Origin of the sequence: Phycicoccus jejuensis (assembly GCF_044797865.1) — a bacterium.
Taxonomy (GTDB): Bacteria; Actinomycetota; Actinomycetes; order Actinomycetales; family Dermatophilaceae; genus Phycicoccus; species Phycicoccus jejuensis.
The window spans coordinates 2,186,304-2,210,446 of the sequence record NZ_CP085209.1 but is presented as its reverse complement, the minus strand read 5'-3'; the positions used below and the strand labels follow the sequence as shown (position 1 = coordinate 2,210,446).

Here is a 24,143-nt window from a genome sequence, read left to right as displayed (position 1 = left end):
GTGGGCCCGGCCGGGATCGAACCGACGACCGACGCGGTGTAAACGCGGCGCTCTACCAGCTGAGCTACAGGCCCCGGGCGGTGGCCCGCCGTGCGCGGCGCCACCGACCGCCGACATCATGGCAGGTCCGGGTGCGGACCGGTCGGTCCACCCGGGCTCAGACCGCCAGCGCGGCGACGGCGGAGGGGATGGCCGAGAAGTCGCGCGGCTCCCCCGGGCCGTTGACGAGCGTCCACGCGACCCGGCCGTCGCGGCCGACGAGGAAGGTGCCCCGCAGCGAGGCTCCGTTGGCCTCGTTGAGCACGCCGTAGGCGCGGGCGACCTCGCCGTGCGGCCAGGCGTCGGACAGCAGCGGGAAGAAGTAGCCCTGGATGTCGGCCCACGCGCGGTTGCTGAACACGGCGTCGCACGAGACGCAGAGCACCTGGAGGTCGTCGGTGACGTACCGCTCGAGGTGGTCGCGGATCTCGTCGAGCTCCCCGGTGCAGATGCCCGAGAACGCCCACGGGTAGAAGACGACCACCACGTTCTTCTCGGCCGTCAGCTCCGAGAGGGTCACGTCGGCGCCGTTCTGGTCGCGCAGCGTGAAGTCCGGGGCGACGTCGCCGACGGCGAGGGGGCTCGGAGCGGGGGTCATGCGTCCATCCTGCCAGTTGGGGGGTGCTCACGGCCGACCGGTGACGAGTACCCCCCACGGTGTGCAACCCCGGTCAGCGGCGGCCGTTGCCCTTCGGGGCCACGAGCTTGTGCGCCCGCCACTCCCCCGACGCGTTGTAGGTCCCCGCGAGGTGCAGGCCGGCGGTCACCGCGGCCTCGTCGATCTCGGTCGGGTCGACCTCACCCCCCTCGCGCGGCGTGAGGAGCACGACGAACCCGCCCTCCTCGAGGACGCCGACCATGTCGACGAGCGCGTCGCCGAGGTCACCGTCCTCCTCGCGGAACCACAGGAGCACGGCGTCGGCGGCGCCGGTGTACTCGTCGTCCTCGAGCTCACCGCCACAGGCCTCCTCGACGGCGACGCGCAGCGCCTCGTCGACGTCGGCGTCCCAGCCGAACTCCTGGACGACCTGCTCGGGGGCGAAGCCGAGTCGCTCGACGGCTCCGGGGGCGCTGGACCCGGGGTCGACCGGGGGCGGCGTCGGGGTGTTCACGGTGTCAACCTCTCACGTTCGGGGATCGTTCTGGGGAAAGTCCACCAACGGCGCGTGGCCGGGTGCAAGGGGGTGGCCGGCGAGTCGTCGCGCCTCGCGGGCGCGGCGACCGACGAGCTCGAGCAGCTCCTCGGCGTCCGCCTGCGCGAGGTGCGGGACGTCCGGGCCGACCGGGCCGGGCGTGGAGACGAGGCGGGCGCTGGCGAGGCCGAGTCGCTGCTGGAGCGGACCCTGGGCCAGGCCGAGGGACTGGATGCGCGCGTGCGGCACGACGACGGTGCGCCGGGTGAACCGCCCGGTGCGCAGGTAGACGGCGTGCTCGGCGAGGGCGTAGCCGGTCCGCCGCCAGCTCCACGGGTCGAGCCAGCGCGCGACGCGCGGAGGTCCGACCCATCCGTGCTCCCCGCCGGCGCCGTGCAGGGCCTCGAGCAGGACGGGGTCCTCGGGGTGGGCGCCGAGCGCGGCGAGGACGGCGAGCGCCTCGTCGGCGGTGCCGACGGGCAGCATCACGGTCTCGTCGTCGTCGTTGTCGCCGCCGTGGACGCCGGCGACGTTGACGCGCACGCGCCACCATCCCCACGGCCGCCACCAGAGGGGCTGGAGCACCTCGACCGCCTGGACGCGGTGCACCGGCACGGTCGAGACGCGCAGGTCCGTCAGGCCGTGGCGGACGCGCAGGGCCGTGCCGGTGCGGGCGATGGAGAAGTTGCCGTGGACGAGGAGCTCCTTGACCCGGCTGACGCCGAGGCCGAAGACGACGGGCAGCAGGGCCGGCGCCCCGGCCAGGACGGCGAGGCCGGCCTCGGCGACCCCCACCGTGACGGCGGCGCCGAGCAGGATGACCCCGAGGACGATGGTCGAGCCGTGGAGGATCGTCGCGACGAACAGGCGCCCGTTGGGCACGACGACGAGCGGGGGCGGCTCGACCGCCGGGGCCCGGGGCGCGGCACCGACCGGGACCCCGGGGTCGTGCTCGGCGGCAGGAGGCATCCCCGGCCGGGCGGCCTCGTCGGAGCGGCCGGCCAGCTCGAGGAGGTGCGCGCGCACCTCCTCCGCGCGGTCGGCGCCGAGGAAGGCGAGGGTCAGGTGGGAGTCGGAGCCGCCGGCGGACTGGACGACGACCTGGCTCAGCCCGACGAGGCGCGCGAGCAGCGGGCGCGTCGTCTCCACGGCCTGGACCCGCTCGAGCCGCACCTGTCGGTGCTGGCGGAAGAGGACACCGGTGCGCAGCTCGACCTGCCCCGCGGCCACGCGGAAGCGCGAGAACCGCCAGCTGACCCAGCCGACGGCCGCGACGGCGGCGATGACGACGACGAGCGCGCCGAGCGCGAGGAGCGGGTGGCTCGTCCACGCGAGCTCGTAGTCGGCGCCGGGGTCGGGCTCGGCGGTGGGGTCGAGCGAGGAGAGCACCGAGTCGACGAGGCGGCTGACGGCGTAGCCGAGCACGGCGATGAGCACGACGCCGCCGCGCAGCAGCGGCGAGAGCGGGTGCAGCCGCTGCCAGCCGTCCGCGTCCTCTGCCTCCCGCACGGTCCCGACCTCGTCGGGCGCTCCCCCCGGTGTGGTCACAGACCCGCCCGCTGGGTCTCGCCGCGGGCCGCGAGCCGCGCCCGCAGGGCCTCGGCCTCCTCGGTGGGCAGCCCCGGCAACGAGCCGCCGCTCTCGGGGGAGGCGGTGTGGATCTCGCACGAGGCGATGCCGAAGGCCCGGGCCAGCGGCCCGGACTGGATGTCGACGTACTGCAGCCGCCCGTAGGGGACGCTGACGAGGCTGCGGAAGAGGCGTCCCTTGCGGATGACGAGCTCCTCGTCGAGCTCGACCCACGAGATGGCGCTCACCTGGCGCGAGATCAGCCAGGCCGCCCAGGCGCCGAGCAGGACGAGCCCGAGGGTGCCGAGCCACACCCACGGCGTGACGAGCAGCGCGACGACGACGGTCGCGAGCAGCGGCACCGCGAGGACGACCGCGAGGGTGATGAGCCGCACCGTCGCGAGCTGCGGGGCGACCGTGCGCCAGGGCAGGTCGCCGCCGCGCAGGGTGACGGGCCCGGAGGGCGCACCGGGGTCGGCGGTCACGGCGGGAGGCGGGGTCTCGGGCACGCGCCCAGTCTGCCCCAGCGCCCCGACGGCGGTGGGGTGCCCGGGCCGTCAGGGCGCGGAGAGGACGTCGGTGACGACCCGGTGGTCGTTGGTGCCGATGCCGTCGGCGTCGACCCGCAGGCCGACCTCCGGCGGGGTCGTGGTCTCCGTCGCGCTCACCCGCTCCACGCGAGGACGCGGCCGGCAGGTCGGCACCCGCCGTTCCGCTCCGCGCAACACCGGCGGCCCGGTGTGCTCGAATGGGGCCGTGGGACGGGTGACGACACGGGTGCCGCGGACGCGAATGGACCTCGGCCGCGCGGTCGTCGACCGGCGCCCCGACACCGTGGCCGTCGAGGAGCCCCTCGAGGTCCGGGTCGACGGCAGCTCCGTGACGACGACAATGCGCACCCCCGGCGACGACTTCGACCTCGCCCTCGGTCACCTGCTCACCGAGGGGATGGTCGCCTCGGCCCACGACGTCGCGACGATGATGCACTGCACCGACGTCGGGCCCGACGGTTCGCCGACCTTCAACGTCGTCGAGGCGGCCCTCTCCCCCGACGTCTCCCTCCTGCGCCCGGCCCGCGAGCGCACGGAGTCGATGACGAGCGCCTGCGGCGTGTGCGGCTCGGCGTCCCTCGACGCCGTGCGCACCGCGAGCCGCTTCGACGTCGCCGCCGACGCGGTGCGGGTCGAGGCCTCCGTCCTCGCCGGCCTGCCCGACGCGCTGCGCACCCACCAGGCGACCTTCGAGCGCACCGGCGGCGTGCACGCGGCGGGCGTCGCGGACGCCGACGGCACGCTGCTCGCCGTCCGCGAGGACGTCGGCCGGCACAACGCCGTCGACAAGGTGATCGGCGGGCTGGCCCGCGAGCGCGAGCTGCCGCTGTCCGGCACCGTCCTCGTCGTCAGCGCCCGGGCGAGCTTCGAGATCGTCCAGAAGGCGGCGGTCGCGGGCATCCCCGTCGTCGTCGCGGTGGGCGCGGCCACCTCGCTGGCCGTCGAGCTCGCGGCCGACGCGGGCATCACGCTCGCCGCCTTCGTCCGCGAGGGGCGCATCTCGCTGTACTCCCGCCCGGACCGGGTGCCCGACCCCCCGGCGTGACCTGCGGCTCGACGTACCGTCCAGTAGCACGGACCCGGATTGTGACGCGGGCCGCGCGAGGGTGAAGGATGGGTGCTCCGGCCCCCGACCGGGGCACGGACCGCGACCGCTGAAAGGACGTGCGCGTGGCCCTCCACGAAGACGTCGGCCCCATCCTCAACGGCATCCCGACGCACCTGCCGGACATCGACCCGAGCGAAACCGACGAGTGGCTCGCCAGCCTCGACGCCGTCATCGACGGCCCGGGACGGATGCGCGCCCGCTACCTCATGCTCCGCCTGCTCGAGCGGGCCCGGTCGATGCAGGTCGGCGTCCCGTCGCTGACGACGACCGACTACGTCAACACGATCGGCCCGGAGCAGGAGCCGTGGTTCCCCGGTGACGAGGACACCGAGCGCCGCTTCCGCGCCCTCCTGCGCTGGAACGCCGCGATGGTCGTGCACCGCGCCCAGAAGCCGGGCATCGGCGTCGGCGGCCACATCTCGACGTACGCGTCGGCCGCGACGCTCTACGAGGTGGGCATGAACCACTTCTTCCGCGGCAAGGACCACCCGGGCGGCGGCGACCACGTCTTCTTCCAGGGCCACGCCTCCCCCGGCATGTACGCCCGCGCCTTCCTCGAGGGCCGGATCAGCGCCGACCGCCTCGACGGGTTCCGCCAGGAGCACAGCCACGTCGTCGACGGCTCGCCGCTCGCGCTGCCCAGCTACCCGCACCCGCGCCTGATGTCGGACTTCTGGGAGTTCCCGACGGTGTCGATGGGCCTGGGCCCGATGAACGCCATCTACCAGGCGCAGTTCGACAAGTACCTGCACAACCGCGGCATCAAGGACACGAGCCAGCAGCACACGTGGGCCTTCCTCGGCGACGGCGAGATGGACGAGCCCGAGTCGCGCGGCGCCCTGCAGATCGCGGCGCAGGAGGAGCTCGACAACCTCACGTTCGTCGTCAACTGCAACCTCCAGCGGCTCGACGGCCCGGTGCGCGGCAACGGCAAGATCGTCCAGGAGCTCGAGGCGTTCTTCCGCGGCGCCGGCTGGAACGTCATTAAGGTCGTGTGGGGCCGCGGCTGGGACCCGCTGCTCGCCGCCGACGGCGACGGCGCCCTCGTCCACCTCATGAACTCGACGTCGGACGGCGACTACCAGACCTTCCGCGCCAACGACGGCAAGTACGTCCGCGACCACTTCTTCGCGCGCGACCCGCGCACTCGCAAGATGGTCGCCGACTGGTCCGACGAGGACATCTGGTGGAAGCTCAAGCGCGGCGGCCACGACTACCGCAAGGTGTACGCCGCCTACAAGGCCGCGGTCGAGCACACCGGCCAGCCGACCGTCATCCTCGCGAAGACGATCAAGGGCTACGGCCTCGGCACCTCGTTCGCCGGCCGCAACGCGACGCACCAGATGAAGAAGTTCACGCTCGACGACCTCAAGAACCTGCGTGACTCGCTGAACATCCCGGTCAGCGACGAGCAGCTCGAGAAGGACCCGTACAACGCGCCGTACTTCCACCCGGGCGCCGACGACGAGGTCATCCAGTACGCGATGGAGCGCCGCGCCAAGCTCGGTGGCGGTGTGCCGGAGCGTCGTTCGACGCACGTCCCGATCCACCTGCCCGACGACTCGGCCTACGGCCAGGTCAAGAAGGGCTCCGGCAAGCAGCAGGTCGCGACGACGATGGCGTTCGTCCGGTTGCTCAAGGACCTCATGCGCGACAAGGAGTTCGGCAAGCGGATCGTGCCGATCATCCCCGACGAGGCGCGCACCTTCGGGATGGACAGCTTCTTCTCGACGATCAAGATCTACAACCCGCACGGCCAGCGCTACACGCCGGTCGACGCGGAGCTGATGCTCGCCTACCGCGAGGCCAAGAACGGCCAGATCCTCCACCTCGGCATCAACGAGGGCGGCTCGATGGCGGCGTTCACGGCCTCCGGCACGTCGTACGCGACGCACGGCGAGCCGATGATCCCGATCTACGTCTTCTACTCGATGTTCGGCTTCCAGCGCACCGGTGACTCGGTGTGGGCCGCGGCCGACCAGATGACGCGCGGCTTCCTCATCGGGGCCACCGCCGGCCGCACGACGCTGACCGGCGAGGGCCTCCAGCACGCCGACGGCCACAGCCCGCTGCTCGCGGCGACGAACCCCGCCGTCGTGCACTACGACCCGGCGTTCGCGTACGAGATCGCGCACATCGTCCAGGACGGTCTGCACCGGATGTACGGCACGGACGAGTCGCTGACCGACGACCAGCGCAACGTCATCTACTACCTGACGGTCTACAACGAGCCGATGGCGCAGCCGGCCGAGCCCGAGAACCTCGACCGCGAGGGCCTGCTCAAGGGCATGTACCTCTACGCCGAGGGCTCGACCGAGGGCATCGGCGACGACGCCCCGCGCGTGCAGCTGCTCGCGTCGGGTGTCGGGATGCCGTGGGCGCTCGAGGCCCAGGAGCTGCTCCGCAACGACTGGCACGTCGCCGCCGACGTCTGGTCGGTGACGTCGTGGAACGAGCTGCGTCGTGACGGGCTCCGGTGCGACGAGGCGAAGTTCCTGCACCCGGAGCAGGAGGCGCCCACCCCGTGGGTGACCTCGCAGCTGTCCGGTCGCCAGGGCCCGGTCCTCGCGGTGTCCGACTACATGCGGGCCGTCCAGGACCAGATCGCGCAGTGGGTGCCCGGTGACTTCTCGTCGCTCGGCGCCGACGGCTTCGGCTTCTCCGACACCCGCCCCGCGGCGCGTCGCTACTTCCACATCGACGGCCCGTCGATGGCGGTGCGCGCCCTGCAGGTGCTCGCCGAGCGCGGCGAGGTCGAGGCGTCGGTGCCGGCCGAGGCGGCCAAGCGCTACCGGCTGCACGACGTGACCGCCGGCGCGTCCGGCAACGAGGGCGGCGACAGCTGACCGCCCACCCCGTCGAGTGAACAGGACACGCCGCCCGCGCACCGTCGCGGGCGGCGTGTTCTCTACTCTCGACGGGTGAGCACCCCAGGAGCAGCCCGATGATCGTCGCCTTCAGCATCGCCCCCGCGAGCCCGGACGACACCGGCTCCTACGCCGAGGCCGTCGCGGAGGCGGTCGGCATCGTCCGCGCCTCCGGCCTCCCCCACGAGACGAACGCGATGTTCACCAACCTCGAGGGCGAGTGGGACGAGGTGTTCGGCGTCCTCAAGCAGTGCACCGAGGCGATGACCGCGCGCCACCCGCGCGTCTCGCTCGTCGTCAAGGCCGACATCCGGCCCGGGCACACGGGGATGCTCACCTCCAAGGTGCAGCGCATCGACGAGGTGCTCGGCGAGGGCTGAGCCCCACCGCTGGTCCCGCCCGAGCGGACGCCGCTCAGGCCGGGGTGGTGGTCAGCGCGGCGGCCGCCTCGACCCAGCGGGTGGCCTCGGCGAAGCCCGGCGTCGTGCCGAGCGCCCGCCGGGGCTTCGCGGCCACCCGGTAGCGCTCGACGAGGTCCGCCGGGTCGGCGGCCGCCAAGGTCGCGACGTCGGTGACGCCGGCGTCGTGCAGCACCGCGGCGTTCGTCCGGTCGACCCCGGGGACGCCGAGCAGCCCGGCGAGCACGGTGAACCGGCCGAGCTCCTCGCGGTCGACGCCGAGCAGGCTGACGAGGCCCGCCGAGGCGGTCGCGCGGGTCGCGAGCCGGGCGAACCCGCTCGTCGTCGTCACGTGCGCCCCGCGCAGCGTCGCCACCTGGGCGTCGGTCAGCCCGTCGATGTCCTCGACCGGACGCTCGACGACCGGCGCGGCCACGACCTCGTCCGGCGGCGGCTTGGGGACCGGGACGACGGTCATCGAGACGGTCGAGAGCGCGGCCGCGTTGACCTGGTCGCCGGGGCGCACGAACTGGAAGCCGATGGTCCCGACGGCGGTGACGTCGACGTGCACCTTGGACTCCAGGGTGAACTCGCGCACGGCGAAGTTCGACGTGCCGTTGCCCATCGTCCCGAGGCGCTCGGCGATGCCGTCGAGCGCGTGCTGCAACCCGTCGGCGAGGTCGTCGGACGAGCGGGGCGGGTCGGCGAGCGCGGCGAGCTTCGCCTCGAGCGCGGCGTTCTCGGCGCGCGCCGAGGCCAGCTCGCCGCGGAGGGCGTCGACGATCTTCTCGAGGTTCTCCCCCGAGGCGGCGGGGTCGGCGCCCGTGACCGGCGTGAAGACACCGGTGATGCCGTCGACCGTGACGAGGCGGTCGACGCCGATGCGGTCGAGGGCCGGGAGCCGGCCGGGGTCGAGCGTCGTGCGGACCTGGGGTGGGGTCATGGCGACGGGGGTCCTTCCTCGGTCACCGGGAGCGGGGTCGGGGTGACGCGCTGGGGGGTCAGGGTGAGCCGGACGCGGGTGCCGGCGGCGGAGCGGTAGCCGTAGACGCCGACGGTGACGGGGTTGACGGTCCGGCACAGCAGGCGCGTGCGGGCCGGGCCGCCGTCGTCGGACGCGACGCGGACGGCCTCGGTCGAGAGCTCGAGGTCGACCGACGCCTCGTCGAACGCGTACCAGAGCGGCGGGAGGGCGAGGCTGCCCGGCGCGGCGGCCGCGTACTCCGCGGCCCGGGCGCGGGCGTGCTCGTCGAGGAGGTCCTGCGCCTCGACGACGGCGGTGACCGTGCCCGCGAGGAGGGCACCCAGCTCGGTCTGCCGGGTGCCGCTCCCCGCGGTCGGCGAGGGGTCGCCGGTGGCCACGGTCAGAACGTGACGGTCGTGGACTCGGACACGATGCCCTTGCGGACGCTGACGACGACGTCGACCGGGGTGCGGTCGGCGGTCTCGTCGACGAAGGTCCGGGTCAGGAGGATCGTCAGCTGCCCGTCCCCGTCGGTCTGGTCGACGCCACCGACGTACTCCCAGGCGACACCCGCCGAGTCGACCGCGAGCGTCTTGCCCGGGATGGGGTCGCCGTCGGCGTTCTCGTAGGTGATGACGACCTCCATCGTCCTCGACTCCGCCGGCGGCCCGCCCACGTCGGTGATCGGGCCGGCGTCGATGCCGATCGACGGCCCGACGACCGCCTGGCGCGGGCGCGGCACCCCGATGTCGTGGCGCGGCTCGAGGATGGCGTTCATCCGCAGGAGGCCGACCGAGCTCTCGGAGCGGTAGCGCGTGTCGACGTGCGCCTGCGAGGAGTCGTACTGGAAGTTGTTGTAGCCGCCCCCGAAGATCAGGCCGATGCCGGCCTGTCCGTGCGAGTCGGTGTTGCCGTGCACGTAGCTGTCGCTCGACTGCGTCGTCGCGAACTGCGACGCCGAGAAGCGGCCCTGGAGGCGCACCTGCTTCCACTCGTAGAGGACGGGGTCGACGACGTCGATGAGCGGCAGCTTCTGGGTGAAGGTCTGCGCGCCCGTCACGGTGCCGGCGTCGTCGTACTCGACCTCCTGGACCGCGATGACGTCGACGAGCGTCTGCGACAGCGCGGACGTGGTGTCCGCCGCGGTCTTGTTGAGCTCCTGCTGCGTGCTGGCGACGGCCTGCCCGGTGAGCCGGACGAGGTCGCCGAAGGCCATGCCGGCGGTGTTGAGCTGACCGCTCACGTCGGTGTCTGCCATGGGACTCTCCTTCTCTCAGATCGTGAGCGCGTAGCTCTGGCTCATCGCGCCGAGCCGGGCGACGAGGGTGACGCGGGCGCCGGCGGCGCCGGCGTTCGGGACGTTGCGGGTGACGGTGACGAGCACCTGGCCCTCCGCGTTCGTGCTGTTGCCGGTGAACGGCGCGGTGGTCGAGAAGCTGGTGCGCAGCCCCCCGGCCTCGATCCGCAGCGGCACACTGGGGTTGACGTCGCCACCGGCCTTGCGCACCGTGACGACGACGTCGACCGAGCGGTTGACGCCCGCGCCGGCGACGGCGGTCTCCTTGACCGGTCCCTGCGAGAAGACGATCTGCGGGCCGATGGCGACCTGGCTGGGCACCGGCAGCTTGCCGGTCGTGCGCGGGCCGAGGATGGCATCCAGCCGCACCTCGCCGGAGGACCAGCTGGCCTCCTGCTCGTGCGAGGTCCGCACGTCCTGGGTGTTCTCGTACCCGTACTCGTAGTTCACCCCGAGGAAGCCCCAGAACAGGCCCGCTCCCCCGATGCCGCCGCCGGACTGCTTGGCGCTGAAGGTCAGCCCGTCGCTCTCGTTGAACGCCCCGCACGAGAGGTCCATCGAGAGGGCGACGCGCTTCCACTCGTGGACGGTCGGCATGAAGAAGTTGAGGACCGAGAGGTCGGTGCTCACGAGCTCGGTGTCGGCGGCGACGGGGAGGCCGTCGTCGTCGAGGTGCTGGATGACGTCGGTGACGACGGTGATGTTCGTGTCGGCGAGCTCGTTGACGGTGTCGATGACCCCCTGGTCGAGTGCGGCCTGCGAGTCGGCGACGCCGATGCCGATGGACTTCAGGACGTCGCCGAAGGTCGGCGCGACGGCCCGGAGCTGGCCGCTGACGTCGGCGGCGGCGACCCCGGCCCCGAGGCCGGCGGGTGCGCCGAGGCCGGCGAGGGCCGCGGCGGGGGCGGGGACGACGGGCGCCGCGGTGCGCGGCGCCGGGGTCACCGGGACGGTGGTCGTGGGTTCACGCTCGGGCGTACGGGCCCGGGCGGCCGTCTTCGCCGGACGGCGGCGGGTGGTGCTGGCCATGGTGGCTCTCCTTGCGGTGGGTGGGGTGCGGTCAGCCCGCGGGCCACGTCCTGACGACGAGGGCGTAGGGCTGCGGCCCCTGGGGGATGTTCGCGCCGTGGACGGCGAGCACCCAGGTGCCGCCGGCCAGCCCGTCGACGTCGACGACCTCGACCGTGTTCACGCGGTCGGGGACGCCGGGCCGGTCGGGTCGGCCGGGTTCGTGGTTGCCGTGGACCGGCGGCGACGCAGGGAGGGGTCCGGTGAGCGAGAGGTCGAGGTCGCAGACGAGGCGCTCCCCCGGGAGGTCGTACCAGCACAGGGCGGCCCGGAGCCGGCCCCCGTCGGGGACGCGCACCCTGAAGCCACGCGTCCCGCCGGTCCGCAGGGCCTTGGAGGCGGTGGCGTTCTCGAGGATGCGCACCTCGCTGCCGTCGGCCGGCCGGGGCAGCGACCCGTCGACGTCGACGCGGCCGAAGCCGCACCAGCGCGGGTCCTCGGGGCGGGAGCCGTCGCGGCTGCGGACGGTCGTCGCCCCGACGACGAGCAGCGCCTTGAGCGTCGCCCCCGCCGGTGCGTGGCCGCCCCGCTCCCGGCGCCAGCCCTGGCGCACGAGGGCGACGGCGCCCGCGGCGGCGGCCACGGCGGCGCTCGTCCCGCCGTCGACGACGTAGTGCGGTGCGGGAGAGGCCAGCCCCCAGCCGCGGCCGGTGGCGACGGTCGAGCGGGGTCCGACGAGGTTGGTGCCCGGTGCACAGAGGTCGGGCTTGCGCCGGCCGTCCCGCGTCGGCCCGGCGGCGGACAGCGGGGCCATCCGGTCGGGCTGCCCGCTCGTGGCGTCGGCGCGGTCGCGGGGGTCGGCGAAGCGCCGGCCCTCGGTCTGCAGCCGGTCCCACGTGCCGGGGAACCCGTTCGGCGTCGACCCCTCGGTGGCCCCTACGGCGAGGACGTTCTTGGCGCAGGCCGGCGACTCGACGGACCCGGGGTCCGCGACCCGGTCGCCGCCCCGGTCGGACCCTCCGTTGCCCGCCGCGACGAGGAGCACGGTGTCGGGGTGCTCGTGGAGGAAGAGGTCGGCCTCGTACGCGTCGTTGTCGTAGGCGCCCCCGGCGGGTGTCCCCCAGGCGGCGACGTGGATGCGCGCGCCGCGCCTGCGTCCGTCGTCGAAGAGCTCGCGCAGGTCGGTCGGACGCCCGGCGAGGGCGTGCCGTGACGGGCCGACCTCGGGGTGCCCCGGCGCGACGGCGACGAACTGCTCGATCGCCTCGACGACGATCTCGACCCCGGGGGCGACGCCGCGGTTGCGTCCGCCGCTCTGCGCGCCGTCGCCGGCCACGACGCCCGTGACGAACGTGCCGTGGCCGCTCGCGACGTCGGCGGGGCCGTCGTCCGCGCCGGGGTTGGTGACGTACGGCGTCCACGAGGGGCCGAGGGGCCAGGAGCGCAGGTGGCGCAGCCGCCCGCGCAGGTCGGCGACCGCCGTGCGGGGGTCGCCCGTGTCGAACCCGGTGTCGCACACCGCCACGACCTCGCCGTCACCGTCGAGGTCGTCACGCCATCCGCCGGCCGCGGCCCACCCGAGGTCGGGGGCGAGGCCGGCGGTGGCGGTGCGTGGCAGGCGGGGCCGCTCGACGAGCTTGACGCCGACGAGGGCCCGCACCGGCGCGGGGTCCCCCGGCCACTCAATGCGCACCTTGCTGCGTCCCTGGTCGAGGACCGTCGCCCCCAGCTCGCGCAGCCGGGCCACGACGAGGGGGCGCACGGAGTGCGAGAAGCACACGACGTCGAGCCAGGTCCGCCCGGGCCCGTCGTCCGGCGGGGTGAGCGGCCTGCGGCACAGCGCCTCGTCGTACGGGACGAACCCGCTGACGAACGGCAGGCGGCCGACGGCCTCGGCGGTCCGGTCGCGCCGGACCGTGAGGCAGGCCCCCCGCGGCGGGCACCAGAAGGCGACCTCGGCGCCGGCCCGCCGCAGCGTCGGGACCCAGTGCCCGAGGACCGGTCCGCTGAAGCGGGCCACGACGCGCGGGCCGCTCCCACGCCGCCGGGCGCCGTCGGGGACCTCGACGGGGACGCCGTTGACGTGGACCGCTGGGGGTCGGTGAAGGGTGGCCACGACGGGAGGAGCACCGGACCGTGCTCCGTGATACGAGTTTGGATGTATGCAGAACTCTGTATATCCTTGCACCATGTCCAAGGTCCTCACCTCCCTCCCCGTCGGCGAGCGCGTCGGCATCGCCTTCTCCGGGGGTCTCGACACCTCCGTCGCGGTCGCGTGGATGCGCGAGAAGGGGGCGGTGCCCTGCACCTACACCGCCGACCTCGGCCAGTACGACGAGCCCGAGATCGACACCGTCCCCGACCGCGCCGGCCAGTACGGCGCCGAGGTCGCGCGCCTCGTCGACTGCCGGGCCGCGCTCGTCGAGGAGGGCCTGTCGGCCATCGCCTGCGGCGCGTTCCACATCCGCACCGGCGGGCGCACGTACTTCAACACGACGCCGCTCGGCCGGGCCGTGACCGGCACGCTGCTCGTGCGCGCGATGCAGGCCGACGACGTCGAGATCTGGGGCGACGGGTCCACCTTCAAGGGCAACGACATCGAACGCTTCTACCGCTACGGGCTGCTCGCCAACCCCAACCTGCGGGTCTACAAGCCGTGGCTCGACGCCGACTTCGTCCACGAGCTCGGCGGGCGGCACGAGATGAGCGCCTGGCTGACCGAGCGCGACCTGCCCTACCGGCAGAGCCAGGAGAAGGCGTACTCGACGGACGCCAACATCTGGGGCGCGACCCACGAGGCGAAGACGCTCGAGCACCTCGAGGAGTCGATGGAGGTCGTCGAGCCGATCATGGGCGTCCGCTTCTGGGACCCCGCCGTCGCCATCGAGAGCGAGGACGTGACGATCGCGTTCGTCGAGGGCCGCCCGGTCGCCATCAACGGCAAGGCGCTCGACCCCGTCGCGCTTGTGCACGAGGCCAACACCATCGGCGGCCGGCACGGCATCGGGATGTCGGACCAGATCGAGAACCGCATCATCGAGGCGAAGTCGCGCGGCATCTACGAGGCCCCCGGCATGGCGCTGCTGCACATCGCCTACGAGCGGCTGCTCAACGCCGTGCACAACGAGGACACGATCGCGAACTACCACAACGAGGGCCGCCGCCTCGGCCGGCTGCTGTACGAGGGCCGCTGGCTCGACCCGCAGAGCCTCATGCTCCGCGAGGCCATCCAGCGCTGGATCGCCTCCGTCGTCACCGGCCAGGTCACCCTGCGGCTGCGGCGCGGCGAGGACTACTCCATCGTCGACACCCGCGGTGAGAACTTCAGCTACCACCCGGACAAGCTGTCGATGGAGCGCGTCGAGAACGCCGCCTTCGGCCCGCAGGACCGGATCGGGCAGCTGACGATGCGCAACCTCGACATCGCCGACAGCCGTGCCAAGCTCGAGCTCTACGCCGAGCAGCCGAACGACCAGGGGCAGCTGCTCGTCGAGAACGGCACCCTCTTCGGCGAGCTGCCGGCCGGCGGCTACGACCGGATCACCGACAACCCGCAGGCCTCGGGCGACGCCGAGCAGGCGCTCGACCACGCGGCGATGGAGTCCGGCACCGACTGACGCCCCACCCGCCTCGACATTTCGGGGTCACCCCGAAATGTCCACGAGACCCCGGATCCGTTCCGGGGTCTCGCGGACGTTCCGGGGTCTCGGGCCGTCGGTGTCCACCGGCCGCGCCCCGGGACGTCGCCCGCCGCTCCTTGTCCGGGCCGCACAAATAGACTCACCGTGTGCCGCCCACCGCCTCGCAGGACACCCGCACCCGGGTCAGCCGGGCCGCCGGTGACCTCGGGGCGGCCGCGGTCCGGCAGATGGAGACCGACCACGAGTGGTTCCGCGCCCTGAGCGCCGAGAACCGCTCGTGGGTCGGGCTCGTGGCGCAGGCGGGCATCACGAGCTTCATCGACTGGTTCGGCGGCGACCAGGAGCGCGCGCCGGCCACGGCCGACGTCTTCGGCACCGCCCCGCGCGAGCTGACCCGCTCGATCAGCCTCGCGCAGACCCTCGACCTCCTGCGGACGAGCATCGGCGTCGTGGAGCGCGAGATCGCCGGCATCGCCGCCCCCGGCGAGGGCGACCTCGCCCGCGAGGCCGTCCTGCGCTACAGCCGCGAGGTCGCCTTCGCCGCGGCCGAGGTCTACGCCGAGGCCGCCGAGGCGCGCGGCGCGTGGGACGCCCGGCTGGAGTCCCTCGTCGTCGACGCCGTCATCCGCGGCGAGGCGGACGAGTCGATGCAGTCGCGGGCCGCGGCGCTCGGCTGGGGCGCGGTGAGCGGCGTCGCGGTCGTCGTCGGCTCGACACCGTCGGGCGCGACCGGACCGGTGCTCGGCGAGCTGCACCGCACGGCCCGCCGCCGCGGGGTCGAGCTGCTCGTGGCCATCCACGGCCCGCGGGTGGTCTGCATCGGCGGCGGCGTCGTCGACCCCGTCGCCCTCGCCGAGACCCTCGACCCGCACCTCGGCGACGGCCCCCTCGTCGTCGGCCCGACGGTCCCCCACCTCTTCGCCGCCGGGCGCTCGGCCCGGGCCGCGATCTCCGGCCACACCGCTGCGCCCGCGTGGCCGGCCGCGCCCCGCCCGGTCCTCGCCGACGACCTCCTCGGCGAGCGCGCCCTCCTCGGCGACCTCCCGGCCCGCAACGCCCTCACCGCCCGGATCGTGCGCCCGCTGCTCGAGGCGAGCGGTGGCTCGCTGCTCGAGACCGCGCAGGCGTGGCTCGACGGGGGCGTCGGGGTCGAGGGCACAGCGCGGGCGCTCATCGTCCACCCGAACACCGTGCGCTACCGGCTCCAGGGCATCGCCAAGGCCACCGGCTACGACCTGACCGACGCCCACGACGCCCAGACGGTGCGGCTCGCCCTGGCCTTCCACCGCCTCGGCCCGGCCGCCCGCACCGCCCCGCGTCCCTGAGGCCCCGCTGACAGAGATTGTGGGGATCCCACAAAAGGCGCCCGACAGGTTCGTCCCCGCCCGTCCCGGGCCACGACCCCGCCGGATAGCAGGCTGGGGCACGTGATCATCATCGTCTGCCCCGGTCAGGGCTCCCAGACCCCGGGCTTCCTCGCCCCGTGGCTCGAGCTGCCCGGTGCCCGCGAGCACCTCACCGCCCTGTCTGATGCCGCCGGTGTCGACCTCGTCGCCCACGGCACGACCTCGGACGAGGACACGATCAAGGACACCGCGGTCGCCCAGCCCCTCCTCGTCGGTGCCGGCCTGCTCGCGGTGCGCGCGCTCGGCGGAACCAGCGGCGTCGGCGCGCTCGCCGGCCACTCCGTCGGTGAGATCACCGCGGCCGCCGCGGCCGGGGTCCTCGCCGAGGACGACGCGATGCGCCTCGTCGCCCTGCGCGGGCGCGAGATGGCGCAGGCCAGCGCCGCGACGCCCACGGGGATGAGCGCGGTCGTCGGCGGGGACCCGACCGAGGTCCTCGCGGCCATCGAGTCGCACGGCCTCACGCCGGCCAACGTCAACGCCGCCGGCCAGGTCGTCGCCGCCGGCGAGCTCGACGCCCTGGCGGCCCTCGCCGCCGAGCCGCCCACGCGCGCCCGGGTCATCCCGCTCAAGGTGGCCGGCGCCTTCCACACGTCGTTCATGCAGCCCGCGGTCGACGCCCTGGCCGCCGCGGCCGGCGACCTGTCCCCCGCCGACGCCGCCGTGCCGCTGGTCTCCAACCGCGACGGCGAGGTCGTCACCGACGGCCGCGAGGTCCTCGACCGGATCGTCGCCCAGGTCTCCAACCCGGTCCGCTGGGACCTCTGCTCCGACCGGTTCGCCGCGCTCGGCGTCACCGCGATCATCGAGCTGCCCCCGGCGGGCACGCTCGTCGGGCTCGCCAAGCGCGCCCTCAAGGGCGTCGAGCTGCTCGCGGTCAAGGGACCCGAGGACCTCGACGCCGCTCGCACCCTCATCGAGGAGCACTCCGCATGAGCCCCACCCCCAAGGGCACCGGCCACCTCACCGCCGGCCCGGTCACGCACTCCCGGATCGCCGGCATCGGCGGGTACCGGCCGCGCCGGGTCGTCCCGAACAGCGAGCTCGTCGAGCGCATCGACTCCTCCGACGAGTGGATCCGCGAGCGCTCGGGCATCATCGAGCGCCGCTTCGCCGGCGAGGGCGAGTCGGTCATCGACATGTCCGTGCTCGCCGCCGCCCCCGCGCTCGAGATGGCCGGCATCACCGGCGCCGACCTCGGTGCGGTCATCGTCGCGACGGTCAGCTGGCCCTACCAGACCCCCGCCGCCGCACCGCTGGTCGCCGAGCGCCTCGGGTCCACGGCCGCGGCGTTCGACATCTCCGCCGCGTGCGCCGGGTACTGCCACGGCATCTCGCTCGCCTCGGACATGGTCCGCACCGGCCAGGCCGAGCACGTGCTCGTCGTCGGCGTCGAGCGCCTCTCCGACTTCACCTCCCTCGACGACCGCGGCACCGCCTTCATCTTCGCGGACGGCGCCGGCGCCGCCGTCGTCAGCCGGTCCGACACCGTCGGCATCGGCCCGACCGTGTGGGGCTCGGACGGCGCGCAGTGGGAGGCCATCTCGCAGACCGAGTCCTGGATCGACGTCCACGAGAAGCAGCTCGGCTGGCCGCACATCGGGATGGCCGGCCAGACCGTCTTCCGCTGGGCGGTCTGGGGCATGGCGCCCGTCGCCCAGCAGGCGCTCGACGCCGCCGGCATCACCGCCGACCAGCTCGACGCGTTCATCCCCCACCAGGCCAACGTCCGCATCATCGACGCGATGGCCAAGAAGCTCGGGCTGCCCGCGGACCTCCCGATCGCCCGCGACATCGCGTACACCGGCAACACCTCCGCGGCCTCCGTGCCGCTGGCGATGGAGCGGATGGTCCGCCACGGCGAGATCCCGAGCGGCGGCCTCGCGCTGCAGATCGGGTTCGGCGCGGGCCTGTCCTACGCGGCGCAGGTCGTCGTCATCCCCTGACTCCCGTGGGCCCACGGGTCACCCGGGCCGAAGCACCACCCCACCCACACCGAAGGAGACAGCACATGGCTGACCAGCAGGAGATCCTCAGCGGCCTCGCCGAGATCGTCAACGAGGAGACCGGCCTCGACCCGGCCGAGGTCCAGATGGACAAGTCCTTCACCGACGACCTCGACATCGACTCGCTGTCGATGATGACGATCGTCGTCAACGCCGAGGAGAAGTTCGGCGTTCGCATCCCCGACGACGAGGTCAAGAACCTCACGACGGTCGGCGACGCGGTCACGTTCATCCAGTCCAACCAGGGCTGACCCCACCGGGCGCGGCCTCCCCGACCGGGAGGCCGCGCCGGTCCCCACCCGCACCCACAAGGAGCTGCAGCACCCATGAGCGAGCGTCGCGTCGTCGTCACCGGACTCGGTGCCACCACGCCCCTCGGCGGCACGATCGCCGAGACGTGGGAGGGCATCCTCGCCGGACGGTCCGGGGCCAAGCCCCTGCCCCAGGAGATGCTCGACCGGTACGAGATGCCGGTCCACTTCGCGTGCACCATCGCGCAGGACCCGCTCGAGGTCCTCACGAAGGTGCAGGTCCGCCGGATGGACCCGAGCGCGCAGTACGCGGTCATCGCCTCGCAGGCCGCGATGGAGGACGCCGGCTCGCCGGAGGTCGACCCGGAGCGCCTCGGCGTCGCGATCGGCACCGGCATCGGTGGCGTGTGGACGCTGCTCGACCAGTGGGACAACCTGCGCGAGAAGGGCGTCCGCCGCGTCTTCCCGCTCGCCGTGCCGATGCTCATGCCCAACACCTCCTCCGGCAACGTGTCGCTGCTGCTCGGCGCGCGCGCCGGTGCCCACACGACCGTCTCGGCCTGCGCGTCGGGTGCGGAGTCGATGGGCACCGCCTACGACATGATCCGTGACGGCCGCGCCGACGTCGTCGTCGCCGGTGGCACGGAGGCCGCGACGCACCCCATCTGCTTCGCGGGCTTCGCCCAGATGCAGGCCCTCTCGACCCGCAACGACGACCCCGCCGGCGCCTCGCGCCCCTACGACACGGGTCGCGACGGCTTCGTCATGGGCGAGGGCGCGGCCGTCATGGTCCTCGAGGAGTACGAGCACGCGAAGGCCCGCGGCGCGCGCATCTACGCCGAGTTCGCCTCGATCGGGATGTCCGCCGACGCCCACCACATCACCGCCCCGGAGCCCGAGGGCGCCGGCGCCTCCCGCGCGATGCGGGCCGCCGTCGAGCGGGCCGGGCTGACCGACAGCGACATCGTGCACATCAACGCGCACGCGACCTCGACCCCGGTCGGCGACGTGGCCGAGGCCAACGCCATCCGCCGCGCCTTCGGGTCCGCGGCCGACGCGATGCCGGTCAGCGCGACGAAGTCGATGACCGGGCACCTGCTCGGCGCGGCCGGCGCGCTCGAGGGGCTGCTGACCGTCCTCGCGGTGCACCACCGCACGGCGCCGGCGGCCATCAACATCGAGGACCTCGACCCGCAGATCGACCTCGACGTCATCCGCGGCGAGCACCGCACCCTGCCCGACGGCGACATCGCGGCGCTCAACAACTCCTTCGGGTTCGGCGGCCACAACGTCGCGCTCGTCGTCAAGAGCATCTGAGCCGCAGCCGAAACGCCCCCGGACCGACCCGGTCCGGGGGCGTTCGTCGCGCTCTGGTTGCGTGCTACACCGCAGTACGTGTCGCTGGAACGACACGTACTGCGGTGTAGCACGCGATGAGCGTCAGCCCACCTTGTGCAGCCAGCGGACCGGCGCACCCTCGCCGGCGTAGCGGAACGGCTCGAGCTCCTCGTCCCACTCGAGCCCGAGCAGCTCCTCGATCATCTCCTGCATCGCCTCGGGGCTGCCCTGGGCGAGGACGACGACCTCGCGCAGCCGGTCCTCGTTGACGACCGCGTCGCCGTTGGCCGAGGTCCACGTGTGGTGGATGCCGAGGCGGGGGGTGTGCGACCAGCGCGAGCCGTCGGAGCCGGGGCTCGGCTCCTCGGTCACCTCGTAGCGCAGGTGCTCCCAGCCGCGCAGCGCCGACGCGATGCGGGCGCCGCTGCCGGCCTCGCCGGCCCAGCTGAGCTCGCCACGGACCATCCCGGGGGCGGCCGGCTGGACGGTCCAGTCCACGCTGACGCGGACGCCGAGGACTCCCTCGATCGCCCAGATCACGTGCGGGCACAGCGCCTTGGGCGTGGAGTGGACGTAGACCACTCCACGCGTGGTGGCGCGCTGCATCGCGGACATCCCGGTCTCCTTGTCGTGCGGTGGACGTCTTCCCCAACGTCGCCGCTCGAGCCGTGGGCCGGTTCGTGCCGTGTCTCGCGTCTGCGGGCACGCCACGCGTGCCGGTTGTCTGCGCACAGTCTGCCCCACACGACGCACCCGCACCAGAGATCACACGGATTCGTGGTGCGGGTGCCCCGGCCGCGGTGGCCCGTCAGATCGTCGTCGCGCCCGAGGTGCTCGTGCTGCTCGCGCCGTTGGCGTCGCTCGGGTCGCTCGAGCCGGTGCCCTGCCCGCCGCCGGTGCCCTGCCCGCCGCCGGGCATCCCGCCCGGGCCGCCGTGCTCCTCGGTCCCGGTGACGGCGAACTGCGCCGAGACCAGCACGTCGACCCGGCCGGCGTCGGAGGTGACGGTCACCTCGTAGCTGCCGTCGGACAGGGCGCGGACGCCGCTGACCGTCCCGCCGTCGACGGCTCCCTGCGCCGCCGCGACGGCCTTGCTCGCGGCCTTGGCCGTGAGCGTGCCGCCCTCGTCCATCATCCCGCCGCGCCCACCGCCGGGCATCCCGTCGGCGCCGGCCTGACCCCCGTCGGGCACCGTGCCGCTCGACGAGCCCCCGCCGTTGGCATCGGCGCCGGTGCCGGGCGACGCGGACGCGGACGCCGACGGGGTCGACGTGCTCGTCGTCGTGTCGGCCGCCCCGGCGAGCGAGGCGCCGGTGAGGCCGAGCGCGACGGCGGCGGCGATGCCGACCCCGCCGATCGCGAGGATCCTGGTCTGTCGGTCCATGGGGTGCTCCTTCGTCGTGGGGACCATCTGCACCCACGGTCACGGGCCGGGCTGTGCCGCACCTGTCGCCGCAACGTCCCTGCCCTGTGTCCTCACGGCCGCCCACCGCCGTCCGGACGACGGCGTGCCGCCGCTAGGCTCGGCGCACCCGTGGCCGACGCGTCACGGCCCGGGGCGTTAGCTCAGTCGGTCAGAGCAGCGGACTCATAATCCGTCGGTCGTCGGTTCAAGCCCGACACGCCCCACCACGCCTCGTGGATGCACCGGCCGCGCCGGCCTGACCCCGTCGTGGCGCGCCCCGTGGCGCGAGACGTGGGGCGATGACCCCACCTCCGACGCCACGTGTGCCACCACCACTGCCACCGCGGGCATCGGCATCAGCCGGACGGCGGCGGGTGGCCGGTCAGGGGTCCGAGGCTCGTGAGGGAGGAGACCGCGGGCTCGAGCCTGGCCACGAGGTGGCTCTCGCCCAGGACGTCCTCGGCGGGAGCGATGACCGCGAGGTCGGTGAACGCGGTGTCGCTGAGGACGTGCTCGAGCACACCGGCGCACGACGCCGACGCGAGCACCGCCTCGTCACGTGCCCCGGCCGGGGTCGCGCCGGCGACGACGGCGAGGAGGTGATGACGGAGCGGCTCGACGACCTCACGTCGCGGGCGGCAGCGCGGTGGCCTCCATCGGCGCACCCTGCGCGGCACGGCCAGCGCTGCCCCGCGCCGGACGACATCGGTCCCCAGCCGGTCCCACAGGTCCGGGCCGATGGCGTCGAGTGCCTGCACGAGCGGTACCGGTCCGGGGCCGAACACCGCCATCGCGGCACCCCACGACGCGACGAGACCGCCGTCCCCGGTGCCGGCCGCGGGTCCCGGTCGGACCGCGGCGCCTCCGGGACCGTCGACCCACTCGGCCGCACCGCTCGCCACGACGTCGCAGAGCGCGGCGGCGCGGGCCGCGGTCACGACGGCATGGTGGCGCGGCCGCAGCCACTGCTCGTCCTGGCCGAGCAGCCAGACCACGTGCGCGGCCGGCAGGTCATCCACGGCCCCACCCTCCCGGACCCGGTCGCCGAGAGGCGGCCGCCTGTCGTCGCCGCCTACGATCTCGCCTCCGCCCTGGACTCGCGCCGGTTGCGCAGGGCCACCTCCACCACGGCCCCGACGAGAAGCAGCTCGGTGACGACCGCCGCGGCGACCCACCACCCCCGGTGCTCGTGCGTCGCCTCGATGACCTTCAGTGCGCTGAGCAGCAGGCCGACCTGGATGAGCACGAGCGACACCCACCGGCGGCGTCGTCGCTCCACCGCGTCGTGCACGTCCGACGTCATCGCTCCACCCCCGTCGCTCCCCGGCCGCGGTCCCCCGGGTCCCTTCCGTCGGGGCAGTCTGCTGCCGGCCCCCGCACGCGTCAACCCGGCCCGGTCGGGGTAGCACCGGGATGACGCATCCGCGCCGTACCCGAGCGAGAGGAACCGACGTGTCCAGAGTCGTCGTCGTCACCGGAGCCAGTGGGGGGATCGGGCGGGCCACCGTCCGCGAGTTCGCCAGACGGGGCGACACGCTCGCCCTGGTCGCCCGCGGTGAGCGCGGGCTGGAGGCCGCCGCCGAGGAGGTGCGCGGGCTCGGGGCGCGAGCGCTCGTCGTCCCGACCGACGTCGCGGACGCCGACGCCGTCGAGGCCGCCGTCGAGCGCATCGAGAGCGAGCTCGGCCCGGTCGACGTGTGGGTCAACGTCGCGTTCACCTCGGTGTTCTCCCGCGTCGACGACATCCGACCCGAGGAGTTCCGGCGGGTCACCGAGGTCAGCTACCTCGGCTACGTCTACGCGACGATGAGCATCCTGCGCCGGATGAAGGAGCGCGACCGCGGCACGATCGTCCACGTGGGGTCGGCCCTGGCCTACCGCGGCATCCCCCTCCAGAGCGCGTACTGCGGCGCGAAGCACGCCATCCAGGGGTTCCACGAGGCCGTCCGCGCCGAGCTGCTGCACGAGCGCAGCGCCGTGCGGGTGACGATGGTGCAGATGCCGGCGGTCAACACGCCGCAGTTCTCCTGGGTGCTCTCGCGCCTCCCCCAGCAGGCACAGCCCGTGCCCCCGATCTACCAGCCGGAGGTGGCCGCCCGGGCGGTCGTGTTCGCGGCCGACCACCCCCGGCGCCGCGAGTACTGGGTCGGCGCGAGCACCGTCGGCACGCTGGCGGCCAACGCGGTCGTCCCGGGACTGCTCGACCGCTACCTCGGCCGGACCGGATTCGGGTCGCAGCAGACCGGTGAGCGCAAGCCCGACGACCAGCCGAGCAACCTCTGGGAGCCCGCCGACGGGCCGGACGGGCGCGACTTCGGCGCCCACGGCGCGTTCGACGACCGCGCCCACGCGCACAGCCCCCAGCAGTGGGTCGCGCAGCACTACCCGCTGCTCGCCGGCGCCGCCGCCGTCCTCGTGGCCACCGGTGCCGCGGTCGCCGGGAGGCGTCGGTGAACGGCGGCTCCGCGCTCCTGCGGCTCGCCGGCGTCGCGGGGACCGCCTGGGGCGGGGTGCTCCTCGCACGGGGTGACGACGTGTGGCGCCGGCTCGAGGGCCGCTCGCCCGACTCCGTCGAGGAGCTCGCCATCCGGGCGCTGGGCGGCCGCCACCTCGTCCAGGGCGGCGTCCAGCTCCTCGCCCCCCGCGCCAGCCGCCGCGTGGCGGTCGGTGTCGACGTGGTCCACGCCGCGACGATGTTCGCCCTGGCCCTCGCGTCACCGTCCCGGCGCACCGTCGCCACGACCACCGGGGCCGTCGCCCTCGTCGGCGCCGCCCTCGGGGTGGCGGCCGGTCCCCGCTGACGTCCGCACCGGCCGCCGCCGGCCTCGTGCGACCGCGGAATCGCCGTGGGTGCCCGACGCCCCGGCAGCGGCGCTCGCGTGGCACTCTTCCCCCCGGGTTCGTCCACGCCATGGTCCCGGAGACCGCCCGGTCACGAGCCCACGCACCGACCACCGTCACTCGACCCTGGGGACCTCCGTGATCCTGCTCGTCATCGCCGTGCTGCTCGTCGTCGCCGTGGTGCTCGCCTCGCGGGGCCGCCGCGCGGGTGGGGCCTCGCGGCTCCCGCAGGCGCTCGCCGGTGTCGTCGTGCTCGGCGTCGTCGTCTGGGTCGTCGTCATCGCGGTGCAGGCCAACGGCGCCTGACCCGAGCGTCCACCG

The 24,143-nt window shown here is 74.1% G+C and carries 25 protein-coding genes and 2 tRNA genes; 13 read left to right on the top strand and 14 right to left on the bottom strand.

Annotated features, from left to right (window positions below):
• Position 1: 1 nt before the first annotated feature.
• From LG324_RS10470 to LG324_RS10450, 5 genes are all read right to left on the bottom strand, one after another.
• A tRNA-Val gene (locus LG324_RS10470) sits at positions 2-74 on the bottom strand.
• Between the two features lie 83 nt (positions 75-157).
• Complete coding sequence (locus tag LG324_RS10465) at positions 158-637, bottom strand: peroxiredoxin (protein ID WP_030529420.1); 480 nt, start codon at positions 635-637, stop codon at positions 158-160.
• A 73-nt stretch (positions 638-710) separates the two neighbouring features.
• A complete protein-coding gene (locus tag LG324_RS10460; RefSeq protein ID WP_030529421.1) occupies positions 711-1,151 on the bottom strand; it encodes a DUF3052 domain-containing protein in 441 nt (146 codons plus the stop codon).
• A gap of 12 nt (positions 1,152-1,163) precedes the next feature.
• Positions 1,164-2,681 (bottom strand): PH domain-containing protein, encoded by a 1,518-nt coding sequence (locus tag LG324_RS10455; RefSeq protein WP_404347669.1) that lies wholly within the window; start codon positions 2,679-2,681, stop codon positions 1,164-1,166.
• 35 nt (positions 2,682-2,716) lie between these two features.
• On the bottom strand, positions 2,717-3,250 hold the full coding sequence (locus LG324_RS10450) for a PH domain-containing protein (protein WP_242525911.1): 534 nt from the start codon (positions 3,248-3,250) through the stop codon (positions 2,717-2,719).
• 268 nt (positions 3,251-3,518) lie between these two features.
• Here LG324_RS10450 and fdhD point away from each other — a divergent pair, with 268 nt between their 5' ends.
• From fdhD to LG324_RS10435, 3 genes are all read left to right on the top strand, one after another.
• Entirely contained in the window at positions 3,519-4,337 is an 819-nt protein-coding gene (fdhD, locus tag LG324_RS10445) for a formate dehydrogenase accessory sulfurtransferase FdhD (RefSeq protein ID WP_404347667.1), read from the top strand.
• Between the two features lie 125 nt (positions 4,338-4,462).
• Positions 4,463-7,246, top strand: coding sequence for a pyruvate dehydrogenase (acetyl-transferring), homodimeric type (aceE, locus tag LG324_RS10440; RefSeq protein ID WP_030529425.1), 2,784 nt, complete (start codon positions 4,463-4,465; stop codon positions 7,244-7,246).
• Between the two features lie 98 nt (positions 7,247-7,344).
• Complete coding sequence (locus LG324_RS10435; protein WP_215514013.1) at positions 7,345-7,647, top strand: thiamine-binding protein; 303 nt, start codon at positions 7,345-7,347, stop codon at positions 7,645-7,647.
• A gap of 34 nt (positions 7,648-7,681) precedes the next feature.
• On the opposite strand, the gene LG324_RS10430 is transcribed toward LG324_RS10435, so the two are convergent.
• From LG324_RS10430 to LG324_RS10410, 5 genes are read right to left on the bottom strand one after another with little or no spacing between them, the layout of a single operon-like run.
• Positions 7,682-8,608 carry a DUF4332 domain-containing protein gene (locus LG324_RS10430; RefSeq protein ID WP_404347663.1) on the bottom strand — a complete coding sequence of 309 codons (927 nt, stop codon included), beginning with the start codon at positions 8,606-8,608 and terminating at the stop codon, positions 7,682-7,684.
• Positions 8,605-9,027, bottom strand: a complete 423-nt coding sequence (locus tag LG324_RS10425; RefSeq protein WP_404347661.1) for a hypothetical protein — start codon at positions 9,025-9,027, stop codon at positions 8,605-8,607. The genes LG324_RS10430 and LG324_RS10425 overlap by 4 nt, the downstream gene beginning before the upstream one ends.
• A gap of 2 nt (positions 9,028-9,029) precedes the next feature.
• Positions 9,030-9,887 carry a hypothetical protein gene (locus tag LG324_RS10420; protein WP_404347658.1) on the bottom strand — a complete coding sequence of 286 codons (858 nt, stop codon included), beginning with the start codon at positions 9,885-9,887 and terminating at the stop codon, positions 9,030-9,032.
• Positions 9,888-9,902: 15 nt separating this feature from the next.
• Positions 9,903-10,955 (bottom strand): hypothetical protein, encoded by a 1,053-nt coding sequence (locus LG324_RS10415; protein WP_404347656.1) that lies wholly within the window; start codon positions 10,953-10,955, stop codon positions 9,903-9,905.
• 31 nt (positions 10,956-10,986) lie between these two features.
• Positions 10,987-13,050 (bottom strand): S8 family serine peptidase, encoded by a 2,064-nt coding sequence (locus tag LG324_RS10410; RefSeq protein WP_404347654.1) that lies wholly within the window; start codon positions 13,048-13,050, stop codon positions 10,987-10,989.
• Positions 13,051-13,123: 73 nt separating this feature from the next.
• On the opposite strand from LG324_RS10410, the gene argG reads away from it, so the two are divergent.
• From argG to fabF, 6 genes are all read left to right on the top strand, one after another.
• Positions 13,124-14,551 carry an argininosuccinate synthase gene (gene argG / locus LG324_RS10405; RefSeq protein ID WP_404347652.1) on the top strand — a complete coding sequence of 476 codons (1,428 nt, stop codon included), beginning with the start codon at positions 13,124-13,126 and terminating at the stop codon, positions 14,549-14,551.
• Between the two features lie 170 nt (positions 14,552-14,721).
• Complete coding sequence (locus tag LG324_RS10400; RefSeq protein ID WP_036830544.1) at positions 14,722-15,900, top strand: CdaR family transcriptional regulator; 1,179 nt, start codon at positions 14,722-14,724, stop codon at positions 15,898-15,900.
• A 102-nt stretch (positions 15,901-16,002) separates the two neighbouring features.
• Positions 16,003-16,917 (top strand): ACP S-malonyltransferase, encoded by a 915-nt coding sequence (locus LG324_RS10395; protein WP_404347649.1) that lies wholly within the window; start codon positions 16,003-16,005, stop codon positions 16,915-16,917.
• Entirely contained in the window at positions 16,914-17,927 is a 1,014-nt protein-coding gene (locus LG324_RS10390) for a beta-ketoacyl-ACP synthase III (protein ID WP_030529435.1), read from the top strand. Before LG324_RS10395 ends, LG324_RS10390 begins: the two co-directional genes overlap by 4 nt.
• A 65-nt stretch (positions 17,928-17,992) precedes the next feature.
• Complete coding sequence (locus LG324_RS10385) at positions 17,993-18,238, top strand: acyl carrier protein (RefSeq protein WP_030529436.1); 246 nt, start codon at positions 17,993-17,995, stop codon at positions 18,236-18,238.
• A 75-nt stretch (positions 18,239-18,313) separates the two neighbouring features.
• Positions 18,314-19,555, top strand: coding sequence for a beta-ketoacyl-ACP synthase II (gene fabF, locus LG324_RS10380; RefSeq protein WP_030529437.1), 1,242 nt, complete (start codon positions 18,314-18,316; stop codon positions 19,553-19,555).
• Between the two features lie 123 nt (positions 19,556-19,678).
• Here the strand turns inward: fabF and LG324_RS10375 are convergent, their stop codons facing one another.
• The gene (locus tag LG324_RS10375; RefSeq protein ID WP_404353140.1) at positions 19,679-20,182 is read right to left on the bottom strand and encodes a DUF3145 domain-containing protein; all 504 of its coding nucleotides are present in this window, start codon (positions 20,180-20,182) and stop codon (positions 19,679-19,681) included.
• A gap of 202 nt (positions 20,183-20,384) precedes the next feature.
• Complete coding sequence (locus LG324_RS10370; RefSeq protein ID WP_404347645.1) at positions 20,385-20,960, bottom strand: hypothetical protein; 576 nt, start codon at positions 20,958-20,960, stop codon at positions 20,385-20,387.
• Positions 20,961-21,131: 171 nt separating this feature from the next.
• Between LG324_RS10370 and LG324_RS10365 the strand changes: the two genes are divergently transcribed.
• Positions 21,132-21,208, top strand: a tRNA-Ile gene (locus tag LG324_RS10365).
• Positions 21,209-21,337: 129 nt separating this feature from the next.
• Here LG324_RS10365 and LG324_RS10360 read toward each other — a convergent pair.
• Together LG324_RS10360 and LG324_RS10355 are read right to left on the bottom strand one after the other, a co-directional pair.
• Complete coding sequence (locus tag LG324_RS10360; protein WP_404347643.1) at positions 21,338-22,000, bottom strand: hypothetical protein; 663 nt, start codon at positions 21,998-22,000, stop codon at positions 21,338-21,340.
• A 53-nt stretch (positions 22,001-22,053) separates the two neighbouring features.
• Positions 22,054-22,284 (bottom strand): hypothetical protein, encoded by a 231-nt coding sequence (locus LG324_RS10355; protein WP_404347640.1) that lies wholly within the window; start codon positions 22,282-22,284, stop codon positions 22,054-22,056.
• A gap of 149 nt (positions 22,285-22,433) precedes the next feature.
• On the opposite strand from LG324_RS10355, the gene LG324_RS10350 reads away from it, so the two are divergent.
• The 3 genes from LG324_RS10350 (at position 22,434) to LG324_RS10340 (ending at position 24,128) form a co-directional block, all read left to right on the top strand.
• Positions 22,434-23,435 (top strand): SDR family oxidoreductase, encoded by a 1,002-nt coding sequence (locus tag LG324_RS10350; protein WP_404347638.1) that lies wholly within the window; start codon positions 22,434-22,436, stop codon positions 23,433-23,435.
• Entirely contained in the window at positions 23,432-23,782 is a 351-nt protein-coding gene (locus tag LG324_RS10345) for a hypothetical protein (protein ID WP_404347636.1), read from the top strand. The genes LG324_RS10350 and LG324_RS10345 overlap by 4 nt, the downstream gene beginning before the upstream one ends.
• A 178-nt stretch (positions 23,783-23,960) precedes the next feature.
• A complete protein-coding gene (locus LG324_RS10340; protein ID WP_404347634.1) occupies positions 23,961-24,128 on the top strand; it encodes a hypothetical protein in 168 nt (55 codons plus the stop codon).
• The last annotated feature ends 15 nt before the right edge of the window (positions 24,129-24,143 follow it).